Origin of the sequence: Streptomyces sp. NRRL B-1140, from assembly GCF_001280065.1 — a bacterium.
In the GTDB taxonomy this organism is placed as follows: domain Bacteria; phylum Actinomycetota; class Actinomycetes; order Streptomycetales; family Streptomycetaceae; genus Streptomyces.
This window is the reverse complement of sequence record NZ_LGEA01000058.1, coordinates 96,698-111,073: the sequence shown is the minus strand read 5'-3', so window position 1 is coordinate 111,073 and position 14,376 is coordinate 96,698. Positions and strand designations below refer to the sequence as shown.

9 protein-coding genes are annotated in these 14,376 nt (G+C 71.5%); 4 read left to right on the top strand and 5 right to left on the bottom strand.

Annotation, left to right across the window (positions count from 1 at the left end):
• Position 1 precedes the first annotated feature (1 nt).
• Together dnaJ and hrcA are read right to left on the bottom strand one after the other, a co-directional pair.
• Positions 2-1,138, bottom strand: coding sequence for a molecular chaperone DnaJ (gene dnaJ / locus ADK65_RS08095; protein WP_033306348.1), 1,137 nt, complete (start codon positions 1,136-1,138; stop codon positions 2-4).
• A complete protein-coding gene (gene hrcA / locus ADK65_RS08090; protein WP_053669144.1) occupies positions 1,138-2,154 on the bottom strand; it encodes a heat-inducible transcriptional repressor HrcA in 1,017 nt (338 codons plus the stop codon). The genes dnaJ and hrcA overlap by 1 nt, the downstream gene beginning before the upstream one ends.
• A gap of 172 nt (positions 2,155-2,326) precedes the next feature.
• Between hrcA and ADK65_RS08085 the strand changes: the two genes are divergently transcribed.
• Together ADK65_RS08085 and ADK65_RS08080 are read left to right on the top strand one after the other, a co-directional pair.
• A complete protein-coding gene (locus tag ADK65_RS08085; RefSeq protein WP_053669142.1) occupies positions 2,327-3,058 on the top strand; it encodes an MBL fold metallo-hydrolase in 732 nt (243 codons plus the stop codon).
• A 31-nt stretch (positions 3,059-3,089) separates the two neighbouring features.
• The gene (locus ADK65_RS08080) at positions 3,090-3,893 is read left to right on the top strand and encodes a DUF3097 domain-containing protein (RefSeq protein ID WP_053669139.1); all 804 of its coding nucleotides are present in this window, start codon (positions 3,090-3,092) and stop codon (positions 3,891-3,893) included.
• 141 nt (positions 3,894-4,034) lie between these two features.
• On the opposite strand, the gene hemW is transcribed toward ADK65_RS08080, so the two are convergent.
• Together hemW and ADK65_RS08070 are read right to left on the bottom strand one after the other, a co-directional pair.
• On the bottom strand, positions 4,035-5,267 hold the full coding sequence (gene hemW / locus ADK65_RS08075; RefSeq protein ID WP_053669136.1) for a radical SAM family heme chaperone HemW: 1,233 nt from the start codon (positions 5,265-5,267) through the stop codon (positions 4,035-4,037).
• 27 nt (positions 5,268-5,294) lie between these two features.
• Positions 5,295-7,595, bottom strand: coding sequence for a SpoIIE family protein phosphatase (locus tag ADK65_RS08070; protein ID WP_053669134.1), 2,301 nt, complete (start codon positions 7,593-7,595; stop codon positions 5,295-5,297).
• A 177-nt stretch (positions 7,596-7,772) separates the two neighbouring features.
• On the opposite strand from ADK65_RS08070, the gene ADK65_RS08065 reads away from it, so the two are divergent.
• Together ADK65_RS08065 and ADK65_RS08060 are read left to right on the top strand one after the other, a co-directional pair.
• Positions 7,773-11,852, top strand: coding sequence for a HAMP domain-containing protein (locus ADK65_RS08065; RefSeq protein ID WP_199825588.1), 4,080 nt, complete (start codon positions 7,773-7,775; stop codon positions 11,850-11,852).
• Positions 11,849-12,319: a response regulator gene (locus ADK65_RS08060; protein WP_053669132.1), complete on the top strand. Its 471-nt coding sequence runs from the start codon at positions 11,849-11,851 to the stop codon at positions 12,317-12,319. Before ADK65_RS08065 ends, ADK65_RS08060 begins: the two co-directional genes overlap by 4 nt.
• Before the next feature lie 65 nt (positions 12,320-12,384).
• On the opposite strand, the gene ADK65_RS08055 is transcribed toward ADK65_RS08060, so the two are convergent.
• Positions 12,385-14,256 carry an AMP-dependent synthetase/ligase gene (locus tag ADK65_RS08055; RefSeq protein WP_053669131.1) on the bottom strand — a complete coding sequence of 624 codons (1,872 nt, stop codon included), beginning with the start codon at positions 14,254-14,256 and terminating at the stop codon, positions 12,385-12,387.
• Between the last annotated feature and the right edge of the window lie 120 nt (positions 14,257-14,376).

The following is a 14,376-nucleotide window of genomic DNA, read 5'->3' as shown; positions in this document are numbered from 1 at the left end:
GTCAGCGACCGTTGAAGGCGTCCTTCAACCGCGAGAACAACCCCTGCTGCCCCGGCTGGAACTGCCCCGTGGGCCGTTCCTCGCCGCGGAGCTTGGAGAGCTCGCGCAGCAGGCGTTCCTGCTCGGGGTCGAGCTTGGTCGGGGTCTGGACCTCGACGTGGACGATGAGGTCGCCGCGTCCGCCGCCGCGCAGGTGCGTGACGCCCCGGCCGTGCAGCGGGATCGACTGGCCGGACTGGGTGCCCGGGCGGATGTCGACCTCCTCCATGCCGTCGAGCGTCTCCAGCGGCACCTTCGTGCCGAGGGCCGCCGCCGTCATGGGGATCGTCACCGTGCAGTGCAGATCGTCGCCGCGCCGCTGGAACGTGCTGTGCGGCAGCTCGTGGATCTCGACGTAGAGGTCACCGGCCGGGCCGCCGCCGGGGCCGACCTCGCCCTCTCCGGCGAGCTGGATCCGCGTGCCGTTGTCGACACCGGCCGGGATCTTGACCGTGAGCGTACGGCGGGACCGGACGCGGCCGTCACCGGCGCACTCCGGGCACGGGGTCGGGACGACCGTGCCGAAGCCCTGGCACTGCGGGCACGGCCGGGACGTCATGACCTGCCCCAGGAAGGACCGGGTCACCTGCGAGACCTCACCGCGGCCGCGGCACATGTCACACGTCTGGGCGGAGGTGCCCGGGGCCGCGCCCTCACCGCTGCAGGTGTTGCAGACGACGGCCGTGTCGACCTGGATGTCCTTGGTCGTACCGAAGGCCGCCTCGTCGAGCTCGACCTCGATACGGATCATCGCGTCCTGGCCGCGGCGGGTGCGCGAGCGCGGTCCGCGCTGCGACGCCGTCCCGAAGAACGCGTCCATGATGTCCGAGAAGTTCCCGAAGCCACCGGCTCCGAAGCCGCCCGCGCCGCCGCCTCCGGCCTGCGAGAGCGGGTCGCCGCCGAGGTCGTAGACCTGCTTCTTCTGCGGGTCCGACAGCACCTCGTAAGCGGCGTTGATCTCCTTGAACCGCTCCTGGGTCTTCGGATCGGGGTTGACGTCCGGGTGCAGCTCGCGCGCGAGCCGCCGGAAGGCCTTCTTGATCTCTTCCTGCGACGCGTCGCGGCGCACGCCGAGTACGGCGTAGTAGTCCGTGGCCACTACGACTCCGCCAGGATCTGTCCGACGTACCGTGCCACTGCGCGTACCGCTCCCATCGTTCCCGGGTAGTCCATGCGGGTCGGTCCGACCACGCCGAGCTTGGCGACTGCCTCGCCGCCCGAACCGTAGCCGACCGACACGACGGACGTGGAGTTGAGTCCTTCGTGGGCGTTCTCGTGACCGATCCGTACGGTCACGCCCGGATCCTTCGCCTCGCCGAGCAGCTTGAGGAGCACGACCTGCTCCTCAAGCGCCTCCAGCACCGGCCGGATCGTGAGAGGGAAGTCATGCCCGAAGCGGGTCAGATTGGCGGTGCCGCCGATCATCAGCCGCTCCTCGTTCTCCTCGACGAGCGTCTCCAGAAGTGTGGAGAGCACCGTGGAGACCGTACCCCGGTCCTCGTGCTCGAACGCCTCGGGCAGATCCTCCACCAGACCGGGCACATCCGCGAAACGCCGGTTCGCCACACGGCTGTTGAGCCGCGCGCGCAGATCCGCGAGCGAGGCGTCGCCGAAGGGCGCCGGGCAGTCGACCACCCGCTGCTCGACCCGCCCGGTGTCCGTGATCAGCACCAGCATCACGCGTGCGGGCGCCAGGGAGAGCAACTCCACGTGCCGCACGGTCGAACGGGTCAGCGACGGGTACTGCACGACGGCGACCTGACGCGTCAGCTGCGCGAGCAGCCGTACCGTGCGCGCCACGACGTCGTCGAGGTCGACGGCACCCTCGAGGAAGTTCTGGATCGCGCGCCGCTCGGGCGCGGTCATCGGCTTGACGCCGGCGAGCTTGTCGACGAACAGCCGGTATCCCTTGTCGGTGGGGATGCGCCCGGCACTGGTGTGCGGCTGGGCGATGTACCCCTCGTCCTCGAGGGCCGCCATGTCGTTGCGGACGGTGGCCGGGGAGACGCCGAGGCTGTGCCGCTCGGTGAGGGCCTTGGAGCCCACCGGCTCCTCGGTGCCGACGTAGTCCTGGACGATGGCGCGCAGCACCTGCAGCCTGCGTTCACTGAGCATCGCGCACACCTCCAGAAGTCTCCGCCTGCTTGCCCTGCCGGTCCGGCCTGGCACTCTGCGCGTGCGAGTGCCAGCATTCCCCGGCCCAGTGTACGGCGGTGGGGTACACCCCCGGCAAGGCTGGTCGTGCGGCGCCGCGCCCCGAGCGGGGCGTACCCGCTAGCGTCGCCGTATGACGGTGACTTGGGAAGACCTCGGATGGGAGCGCGTGGCCGCCGGGGTGGGGCGGTGCCGGCTGCCGGTGTGGGACTGCACGATCGGGCTGGTCGCCGGCGAGGGGGCGGTCCTCATGATCGACGCGGGGTCGAGCCTCGCCGAGGGCGCGAAGCTGGGTGCGCAGGCGCGGGCGCTCACCGGTCACCGTGTGACACATCTCGCGCTGACCCATCCGCACTTCGACCACGTCCTCGGCGCCGGGGCCCTCCCCGGCACCGAGGTGTTCGGCGCGGTGGGCGTGGACGCGCTGCTGTCGCGGGTGCGGGACCGTGAGGAGCTGCGCGAGGACGCGGTGCGCCAGGGTCTGGCGGCGCCCGCGGCCCGGGAGGCGGCGGAGCGGCTGGTCACCCCAGGCCATCTGGTCTCCGGCGAGTGGACGCTCGACCTGGGCGGCGGCCGGCAGGTGCTGCTGGCGAACGTCGGGCCGGGGCACACCGCGCACGACCTGGCGGTGCTGGTGCCCGGTGATCCGGAGGTCGTGTTCTGCGGGGACCTGGTCGAGGAGTCCGGTGAGCCCCAGGCGGGCCCCGACGCGGTGCCGTCGCAGTGGCCTGCCGCCCTCGACCGGCTGCTCGATCTCGGCGGCGAGGACGCGGTGTACGTGCCCGGTCACGGAGCGGTGGTGGACGCGGTGTTCGTGCGGGCGCAACGGGACGCGCTGGCAGCGCGTTTCGGCGTGTCGCGGTGATCGCCGACGGCCTTCTCCTATCGTCATTCGAATGCGCCAGTACTCCGCCGATCTGACCCCGCCGTGGAAGAAGCCGAAGCCGGTGCCCGAGGTGGCGGCGGAGCCGGGCCTGGTGGTGGAGGAGCCGGGGACCGGCTTCTGCGGCGCGGTGATCCGCTGCGAGGCGGGCACGGTGACGCTGGAGGACCGCTTCGGCAAGCACCGGGTGTTCCCGATGGAGCCACGCGGCTTCCTGCTGGAGGGCAGGGTGGTGACCCTGGTCCGCCCCGCGCCCGGCGGCCCGGCACGTCCCGCCCGCACGGCCTCGGGGTCGGTCGCCGTCCCCGGCGCCCGCGCCCGCGTGGCCCGCGCCGGCCGCATCTACGTCGAGGGCCGACACGACGCCGAGCTGGTCGAGAGGGTGTGGGGCGACGACCTGCGCATCGAGGGCGTGGTCGTGGAGTACCTGGAGGGCGTCGACGACCTGCCGTCGATCGTCTCCGAGTTCGGTCCCGGGCCGGACGCGCGGCTGGGCGTCCTGGTGGACCACCTGGTTCCGGGCAGCAAGGAGTGGCGCATCGCACAGTCGGTGACGAGCGAGCACGCGCTGGTCGTGGGCCACCCCTACATCGACATCTGGGAGGCGGTGAAGCCGTCGTCGCTGGGCATCACCGCCTGGCCCCGGGTCCCGCGCGGCCAGGACTGGAAGACGGGCGTGTGCCGGGCCCTGGGCTGGCCGGAGAACACGGGCGCGGCCTGGCAGCGGATCCTGTCGGGCGTCCATTCGTACAAGGACCTGGAGCCGGAACTGCTGGGCAGGGTGGAAGAACTCATCGACTTCGTCACGGCGCCCTAGCTGCGGGCATGCGTGCCGCGAGGGGCGATGGCGGTCCCCCCTGCTCGAGCGAAGCCGAGAGCTTGGGGAAGGGTGGGCGCAGCGGCGCCCCGCTACGCCGGGCTGCGGACCCACCCGGCCTCAACACCCACGCCCAGCACCTCAGTCCACGAGATCGCGCACAACCCCGTCCGCCAGCAACCGCCCGCGCAAGGTCAGCACAGCCCGGCCCTCCGCATACGGCTCTTCCTGGAGCAACCCCTCGGACAGCGCCCGCCGAGACGCCGCAAGCCCCTCCTCCCGCAGCAGCGACAACGGCACCCCCTCCTTGAGCCGCAGCTCCAGCAGAATCCGCTCGACCCGCCGGTCCTCCCCCGACAGCACCTCACGCCCGGCCCCCGGCGACCTCCCCGAAGCCAGCGCGGCCGCGTACGCCCCCGGATGCTTCACGTTCCACCACCGCACCCCGCCCACATGGCTGTGCGCACCGGGCCCGGCCCCCCACCAGTCGGCCCCCCGCCAGTACAGCTCGTTGTGCAGACACCGCCCGGCCGCCGAGGTCGCCCAGTTCGACACCTCGTACCACTCGAAGCCCGCCCCGGAGAGCACCCCGTCCGCGATCAGGTACCGGTCGGCGTGGACGTCGTCGTCGGTCATCGGCACCTCGCCCCGGCGGATCCGGCGGGCCAGCTGCGTGCCCTCCTCGACGATCAGGGCGTACGCACTCACGTGATCCGGCCCGGCCCCCAGCACCGCGTCCAGCGAGGCCCGCCAGTCGTCGTCGGACTCGCCCGGTGTGCCGTAGATCAGGTCGAGGTTGACGTGCTCGAACCCGGCCGCCCTGGCCTCCGCCACACAGGCCTCGGGCCGCCCGGGCGTGTGGGTACGGTCCAGCACCTTCAGCACGTGCTGCCGCGCGCTCTGCATCCCGAAGGAGATCCGGTTGAAGCCCCCCTCGCGCAGGGCGGCCAGGTACGCGGGATCGACCGACTCCGGGTTCGCCTCGGTCGTGACCTCGGCGTCCTCCGCCAGCCCGAACTCGTCCCGCACGGCCTTCAGCATCCGTACGAGGTCACCGGCGTCCAGCAGTGTGGGCGTGCCGCCGCCCACGAACACCGTCCGCACCGGCCGCGGATCGTCCCCCAGCACCTTGCGCGCCAGCCGGATCTCGTCGGCCAGCGTCTCGGCGTAGTTGTCGCGGGACGCCAGTACGCCGCCGGTGCCGCGCAGCTCGGTCGCGGTGTACGTGTTGAAGTCGCAGTAGCCGCAGCGGGTCGCGCAGTACGGGACGTGCAGGTAGAACCCGAGCGGACGATCGGCGGCCCCGGCGAGGGCGGACGCGGGCAGCGCGCCGTCGTCGGGGACGGGCTCGCCGTCGGGGAGTGCGGAAGGCATGCCTTCCATTGTCCAGCACCCGGGCGGTCAGTCCGCCTGGAGCACCAGCAGCGCCAGATCGTCCGCCGGGGGCCGGGCGCCGAACTCGTGCACCAGCCGTTTGATCCGCTCGGCTATCAGCTCCGCGTCCAGGCCCGCGCACCCGGCCAGCGCCGCCGCGAGCCCGTCCCCGTCGTCGAACTGGCGGGAGCCCGAGCGGCGCTCGGTCACCCCGTCGGTGACGCACAGCAGGGTGTCGCCGGACCGCAGCTCGAAGGTGTCGCTGGTGTAGGTGGCGTCGTCGACGACGCCGAGCAGGGTCTGGGGCTGCGCGACCGTGTGCACCTCACCGCCCGCCCCCAGCACCAGGGGCAGCGGGTGCCCGGCGGAGGCGACGGTGCAGCGGACACCACCGTCGAAGGGGACGAGCTCGCCGTAGAGCAGGGACAGGAAGCGGGTCTGGGGGCCGTCGCCGGGCGGGGTGGCTAGCGCGCCCGCGGCGACCAGCGCCCGGGCGGCCGCGTCGGCGGCCTCCGTGGCGTCGTCGAGCAGGAGCTGGTTGAGGCGGTCGAGGACGTCGGCGACCCGGTAGCCCTCGCGGGCCAGCAGCCGCAGCCAGGGCCGGGCCAGCCCGATCACGACGGCCGCCTCGGGACCCTTGCCCTGGACGTCGCCGACGGCGAAGCACCAGCGTCCGTCGCCGGCCGGGAACAGGTCGTAGAAGTCGCCGCTGGGACCGCCCTTGTCGCACGGCTCGTAGACGAGGGCGCTGCGCACACCGGGGATCTCGGCGACGGCGCCGGGCAGCAGCCCGCGCTGGAGCACGGCGCTGATGGTGGCCTGCCGGGCGTACTGGCGGGCGGCGCCGATGGCGAGGGCCACCCGGCGGCTGAGGTCCTCGACGAGGCCGGTGATCTCGTCGGGGAAGCCGGCCGGCCCGGACCGCCCGATGACGAGGGTGCCCAGCGGGCGTCCCCCGGCGACCAGGCGGTACGCGAGGGCCGAACCGGGATCGTCGTCCCCCAGCGCCTCGCCGGGCCAGGGGCAGTCGACGGGCCCGGATCCGCCCTGGTCCCGGCCGCGCTCGAACGGAGACGCACCCATCGGGTCGAACGGTTGCGGAGGGTCCTTCTCCAGGGCGCGGCGCAGCTCCTCGATGCGGTTCTCGCTGCCGTGCCAGACCCGGGCGAGGCGCGGTCCGCCCAGGCCGGCTCCACCGCTCCAGCCGCCGGCGGTGGCCTCGTCCTCCAGCCACACCGCGCACCAGTCGGCCAGCCGGGGCACGATCAGCTGCCCGGCGAGGGCAGCGACGAGGTCCTCGTCGAGCTGTCCGGCGAGGAGGTCGGAGGCCTCGGCGAGGAAGGACAGGGCGCCGCGGCCGAGCCAGGCGCCGTCGGGGCCGTGCCGTCCGTCGCGGTTCTCGTGCCGGTCCCGCCAGTCCCGCAGATCGTTGAAGTCGCGCAGGTCACGGGACTCCCGTAAGCCGGGCCGGGGCTGCGCCTCCGCGTGGGGGGCCGCCGGGTCCTGCCCGTCCCACCGCTCTTCGCCGTCGCCCCGTGTGCCCCAGTTGTATCGGGTGCCCCTCGGCCGCCCCCACGGCTCCCGGTCCGCACGCGGGTCCCACAGGTCTCCGCCGCCCCCGGACCGCAGAGCCTTCTCCGCCTCCTCGCCCGGGCGTGGTTCGGGTGGCGGGGTCTCGGCCGTCCGCAGGCCGCGCGCGAGCGCGTGCTCACCGGCGTACGCCTCGGTCTGCTCGTCCGCGGCGCAGCCGCCGGCGGGCAGCCGGGCCCATACGGTCTTGCGGCCCGTACGGTACGTGACCCCCCACGCCTCGCAGAGCGCGGCGACGAGCCGCAGCCCGCGCCCGTGATCGGGGGTGTCATGGGGGGTCTCCGGCTCGCCGCCGCGCGGGGCACGGGAGGGGTGGTGGTCGGAGACCTCGACGACCACCGCGGTCGTGTCCGGGGTGCCGCCCACGGCGCCTTCCAGCCGGAACGCCGTCTCGACGTCGGTGCCGGCGTGCACGACGGCGTTGGTGACGAGTTCGCTGACGACGAGGGTGGCGTCGTCGGCGAGGCGGTCGGTGAGGTGCTCGGCGCCGGGCAGTCCGAGCCCGGTCCACCCGGCGAGAGCCTCGCGCACCAGGGCGCGGGCGGCGCCCGGGGCGAGCGAGGTGCCGGGCAGGGTCGCGTGCGCCCGCGTGCGCTCCGGTACGGGCGCCTCGGCGGCGGACCCGGGCGCCGTGCGGGCGGGCGCGCGTGTGCCGGAGGCGGGCGCCCCGGCGGACGGTGTCCCCACCTCCGCGGCCGGTGCGGGCTCCTCGGCAACGGGCCCTTCCTGGACGGGCACGGGCGTCTCCCAAGCGGGTACAGGCGCTTCTGAGGCACGGGAGGCGGTCTCCCGTTGCGTCGGAATGGCCCCCATGGACAGCTCCCCGGGCAGTTCGTACGAATACGCCACAGTCGATGCCGACAGAGTGACAGACTGACCCCGCCCATAAGCGCCGAGTTACCGAAGTGGGCCGCCATGAGTGAGAACAGTGCTACTCCTGTGGTCGAAGACCGGTACGAAGACGGTCAGATTCGTGCATCCGATCTGCGCCCGCTGCTCGCCGCCATGACCGCTGCACGCGACGGCGACTTCGGCAAGGTGCCGGAATCAGGCCACGGGATGGTGGCCGAACTGACCGCCGTCTACAACCAGATCATGGACCGCAGCGTCCACTTCACCTCCGAGGTGCAGCGCGTCCGTCGGGAACTGGTGCGGCACGGACGGCTCGACGAGCGGCTCTCGGCCAGCCCGGGCCAGGGCTTGTGGACGTCCCGGGTCGATGACGTGAACCAGTTGCTCGACGCCCTGGTCGCCCCGGCGGCGAACGCCACGCGCGTGCTGGACGCGGTGGCCGGCGGCGATCTGACCCAGCGGGTCGATCTGCACGACGGGACGCGGCAGTTGCGCGGTGATCTGCGGCACCTGGGCCGGGCCGTGAACAAGATGGTGGACCAGCTCTCCCTGTTCACCGGCGAGGTGACGCGGGTGGCCCGCGAGGTGGGCACCGAGGGGCGGCTCGGCGGGCGGGCCAAGGTGCAGGGTCTGTCGGGCAGTTGGCGGGACGTGACGGAGGCCGTCAACACGATGGCGTCCCGGCTGACGGCCCAGGTCCGGGACATCGCGGCGGTGACGACCGCGGTGGCCCGCGGCGACCTGACCCGCACGGTGACGGTGGAGGCGACCGGCGAGCTGCTGGAGCTGAAGCTGACCGTGAACACGATGGTCGACCAGCTCTCCGCCTTCGCCGACGAGGTCACCCGGGTGGCCCGCGAGGTCGGCACCGAGGGCCGGCTGGGCGGCCGGGCGCAGGTGCGGGGCGTGTCCGGCGTCTGGAAGGACCTCACCGACAACGTCAACTTCATGGCGTCGAATCTGACGTCCCAGGTCCGCAACATCGCCCAGGTGACCACGGCGGTGGCCAACGGCGACCTGTCCCAGAAGATCACGGTCGACGCTCAGGGCGAGATCCTGGAGCTGAAGTCGACCATCAACACGATGGTCGACCAACTGTCCGCCTTCGCCGACGAGGTCACCCGCGTCGCCCGCGAGGTCGGCACCGAGGGCAACCTCGGCGGCCGGGCGCAGGTGCGGGGCGTCTCCGGCGTCTGGAAGGACCTCACCGACAACGTCAACTTCATGGCGGACAACCTCACCTCGCAGGTCCGCAACATCGCCCTGGTCTCCACCGCCGTCGCGCAGGGCGACCTCGGCAAGAAGATCACGGTGGAGGCCAAGGGCGAGATCCTGGAGCTGAAGTCCACGATCAACACGATGGTCGACCAGCTCTCCGCCTTCGCCGACGAGGTCACCCGCGTCGCCCGCGAGGTCGGCACGGAAGGCAACCTCGGCGGCCAGGCCCAGGTGCGGGGCGTCTCCGGCGTCTGGAAGGACCTCACCGACAACGTCAACTTCATGGCGCTGAACCTGACCTCGCAGGTCCGCAACATCGCCCAGGTGACGACGGCCGTCGCCAACGGCGACCTGTCGAAGAAGATCACCGTCGACGCGCGCGGCGAGATCCTGGAGCTGAAGGACACCGTCAACACGATGGTGGAGCAGCTGCGCGCCTTCGCCGACGAGGTGACACGGGTGGCCCGGGAGGTCGGCACCGACGGGCGGCTCGGCGGCCGGGCCCAGGTGCTGGGCGTCTCCGGCGTCTGGCGGGACCTGACGGACAACGTCAACTACATGGCCGACAACCTCACCTCCCAGGTGCGCAACATCGCCCAGGTCGCGACGGCCGTGGCGCAGGGCGACCTGTCCCGGAAGATCGACGTGGACGCGCGCGGCGAGATCCTGGAGCTGAAGACCACCATCAACACCATGGTCGACACGCTGTCCTCCTTCTCCTCGGAGGTCACGCGGGTCGCCCGCGAGGTGGGCTCGGAGGGACGGCTCGGCGGCCAGGCCCGGGTCGAAGGCGTCTACGGCACGTGGAAGCGCCTGACGACGAACGTCAACGAACTCGCCTCCAACCTCACCACCCAGGTCCGCGCCATCGCCGAGGTCGCCTCCGCGGTGGCCCAGGGCGACATGTCCCGCTCGATCACCGTGGAGACGCAGGGCGAGGTCGCCGAGCTCAAGGACAACATCAACCTGATGGTGGCCAACCTGCGCGAGACGACCCGCGCCAAGGACTGGCTGGAGTCCAACCTGGCCCGGCTCGCCGCCCTCATGCAGGGCCACCGGGACCTGATGGAGGTCGCCGACCTGATACTCCGCGAGCTGACCCCGCTGGTGAACGCCCAGTACGGCGCGTTCTACCTGGCCGACCCGGAAGAGGCCGGAGCCGCGACTCCCACCAAGGGGCTCGCCTTCATCGCCGGGTACGGTGCCGCCCAGGACGCGACCGTCGAGACCGGCGGCCTGCCGGTGCACGGCCTGGTCGCGCAGGCGGCCAGGGAGAAGAAGCGCATCCTGGTGGAGGGCGCCCCACCCGACTACATCAAGATCAACAGCGGTCTGGGCGAGGCGGCCCCGACCACGATCGTCATCATCCCGATCCTCTTCGAGGACAAGCTCCTCGGCGTCATCGAGCTCGCCTCGTTCTCCCGCTTCTCCGACGTCCACCTGGCGTTCTTCGACCAGTTCGTCAACACCATCGGCGTCGCCATCAACACGATCATCGCCAACTCCCGCACGGAGTCGCTGCTCGGCGAGTCCCAGCGCCTGGCCATGCAGCTCCAGGAGCGCTCGGACGAACTCCAGAAGCAGCAGGGCGAACTGCAGCGCTCCAATGCCGAACTGGAGGAGAAGGCGGCCCTGCTGGCGACGTCGTCCCAGTACAAGTCGGAGTTCCTGGCCAACATGTCGCACGAGCTGCGTACGCCGCTGAACTCGCTGCTGATCCTGGCCCGGCTGCTCTCCGACAACCCGGACGGCCATCTCTCCGACCAGGAGGTGCAGTTCGCCACGACCATCCACCGCTCGGGATCGGACCTCCTGCAGCTGATCAACGACATCCTGGACCTGTCGAAGATCGAGGCCGGCCGGATGGACGTACGCCCCAAGCGGCTCCCGCTCATCAAGCTGCTCGACTACGTCCACGCCACCTTCCGGCCCCTCACCCTCGACCGGGGGCTCGCTTTCGAGGTCGCGGTCGGCGAGGACGTGCCGCGGGAGATGTACTCGGACGAACAACGCCTGCAGCAGATCCTGCGCAACCTCCTCTCCAACGCGATCAAGTTCACCGCGTCCGGCAAGGTCGAGCTGCGGGTGGACCGGGTGCAGGACGCCGAGCACCGCTGGGTCCGGGACACCGACGACGTCATCGCGTTCGCCGTGTCCGACACCGGCATCGGGATCGCGCCGGAGAAACTCCCGGTGATCTTCGAGGCGTTCGCGCAGGCCGACGGCACCACCAACCGCAAGTACGGCGGAACCGGCCTCGGCCTGTCCATCAGCCGGGAGATCGCGGGCCTGCTCGGCGGCCGGATCGTCGCCGAGAGCGAACCCGGGAAGGGCTCTACGTTCACCCTGTACGTGCCGGTCGTCAGCCCCGGCCACACCGCGCCCGCATCCGTGCCCCAGGACCGCGCCGCCCTCCCGCTGCCCCTCGAGCCCGCCGCCGGGACCGTCCCGGTCGCGCACGACACGGACGACGCCTGGCCGTCGCCGACGAAGCTGGAGGCGTGGACGTCCGGCCGGCCGGGCCGGATCCTCGCCGGCCGGCGGGTGCTGATCGTCGACGACGACATCCGCAACGTCTTCGCCCTCACCCATGTCCTGGGCCGGGTCGGCATGACCGTGCTCTACGCGGAGAACGGCCGCGAGGGCATCGAGACGCTGGAGCGCAGCGCCGGCGTCGAACTGGTGCTGATGGACATCATGATGCCGGAGATGGACGGCTACGAGACCATCTCCGCGATCCGCCGCACACCCCGCTGGTCGGGCCTGCCGATCGTGGCCCTGACCGCCAAGGCGATGCCCGGCGACCGGGAGAAGTCCATCGCCCGCGGCGCCAACGACTACGTCCCCAAGCCGGTGGACATCGACGGCCTGCTGACGGTCGTGTGCGCCCTACTGGACCCCGAGGGCACGGAAGAAGAGGCATGAGCGGCACGCCCACCCACCCCGAACGCGCCGGAATCCTCCTGGTCGACGACATGGAGGACAACCTCACCGCCCTGGAGGCCGTCCTCGCCTCCCTCAACGAGCCGCTGCTGCGCGCCCGTTCCGGCGAGGAGGCGATGAAGGCCCTGCTGCGGCAGCCGATCGCCCTGGTCCTGCTCGACATCCGCATGCCCGGCATGGACGGCTTCGAGACGGCCGCCCACATCAAACGCCTCGACCAGACCCGGGACGTCCCGATCATCTTCCTCACCGGCGCGGACGACGACGCCGGCTACGCCTTCCGCGGCTACGCGACCGGCGCCGCCGACTACGTGACCAAGCCCTTCGACCCGTGGGTCCTCAGGGCAAAGGTCAGCGTCTTCCTGGACCTCTACCGCAAAGGAAGAGAGGTGGAACGCCTGCGCGCAGAGATCCAGGAGCTCAAACGTCGGGTGGGACAGGCCACTTAGGGGCGCGGGGAACTGCGCGACAAGCCACAACGGACCCGCAGCCGCGACACAGCCCCAACCACCCCCTACGCCTCGCGAGACCCGTCGTACATCTCGTCGATCAGATGCTTGTACTCCCGCTCCACCACGGGCCGCTTCAGCTTCAAACTCGGCGTGATCTCACCGTGCTCGACGTCCAGATCCCGCGGCAGCAGCCGGAACTTCTTGATGGTCTGCCACCGCTGCAGCCCCTCGTTGAGCTGCTTCACATACCCGTCGACCATCTCGACGGTCACCGGCGCGGCGACGATCTCCGCGTACGACTTGCCCTCCAGGCCGTTGTCCTTGGCCCAGTCGGTGATGGCGACCTCGTCGAGCGCGATCAGCGCCGTGCAGAAGTTCCGGTCGGCCCCGTGCACCAGGATGTTGGACACGTACGGGCACACCGCCTTGAACTGCCCCTCGACCTCCGCCGGGGCGATGTACTTGCCGCCCGAGGTCTTGATGAGGTCCTTCTTGCGGTCGGTGATCCGCAGGTAGCCGTCGGGCGACAGCTCCCCGATGTCCCCGGTGTGGAACCAGCCGTCCGGCTCCAGCACCTCGGCGGTCTTCTCGGGCAGCTTGTGGTAGCCCTCCATGATGCCCGGGCCGCGCAGCAGGATCTCCCCGTCGTCGGCGATCCGCACCTCTGTGCCGGGGAACGGCTTGCCGACCGTACCGGTGCGGTAGGCCTCGCCCGGGTTCACGAAGGACGCGGCGGAGGACTCGGTCAGTCCGTAGCCCTCCAGGATGTGGATGCCGGCCCCCGAGAAGAAGTAGCCGATCTCCGGCGCGAGGGCGGCGGAACCGGAGACGCAGGCCCGCAGGTTCCCGCCGAAGGCCTCGCGGATCTTGGCGAACACCAGCGCGTCGGCCACCTTGTGCTTCGCGCCCAGCCCGAACGGCACGGACGCGGTGCCGGTCCGGCGGAAGTTGTCCTGGGCGGCCTTGGCGTACTCGCGGGCCACCTCGGCCGCCCACTGGAAGATCTTGTACTTGGCACCGCCGCCCGCCCGGGCCTTGGCGGCCACGCCGTTGTAGACCTTCTCGAAGATGCGCGGCACGGCCGCCATGTACGTCGGCTGCACCACCGGCAGATTCTCGATGATCTTGTCGACCCGGCCGTCCACGGCGGTGACATGCCCGACCTCGATCTGCCCGGAGGTCAGCACCTTGCCGAAGACGTGCGCGAGGGGCAGCCACAGGTACTGCACGTCCTCCGTGCCGACCAGCCCCGTCGCCGCGATCGCCTTCGCCATGTACGACCAGTTGTCGTGCGGCAGGCGCACCCCCTTGGGGCGGCCCGTGGTGCCGGAGGTGTAGATGAGGGTGGCCAGCTGGTCCTTGGTGATCGCGCCGACCCGCTCCTTGATCAGGTCGGGGTCCTTCTCCAGCCGGGCCGCGCCGCGCTTCTCCAGCTCGTCCAGGGTGAGGATCCAGTCGGCGGTCTCGACACCGGCCCCGTCGATCACCACGACATGCGTCAGCTCGGGCAGCTCGGCGCGCTTCTCCCGCGCCTTGGCCAGCTGCTCGGCGTTCTCCGCGATCAGCACCCGGCTCTCGGAGTCCGACAGGATGTACGCGGACTCGTCGGCGTTGGTCTGCGGGTACACCGTGGTCGTGGCCGCTCCGGCGCACATGATGCCGAGGTCGGCGAGGATCCACTCGATCCGGGTACCGGCGGCGAGGGCCACGCGCTGCTCGGGCTGCACACCCAGCTCGATGAGGCCCGCCGCGATGGCGTAGACCCGCTCGGCGGACTGCGCCCAGGTCAGTGACTTCCAGTCGTCCGGCCCCTGGCCCGCCGACGGGACCGGATACCGATAGGCCTCGGCGTCCGGCGTGGCCGCCACGCGCTCCAGGAAGAGGCCCGCCACGGACGGCGGACGGTTCTCGATCAGGGTCTGTGTGTCGCTCACGACATCCTCCGGGCCCGCGACGTGCGGCTGGCTCAGGTGCGGCTGGGTTCGCTCGCGAGCCCTTGTTTAACTCGCGAGTAACTATCGAGCAGGGATCAGAGTAAAGGGCGACCGGCCCCC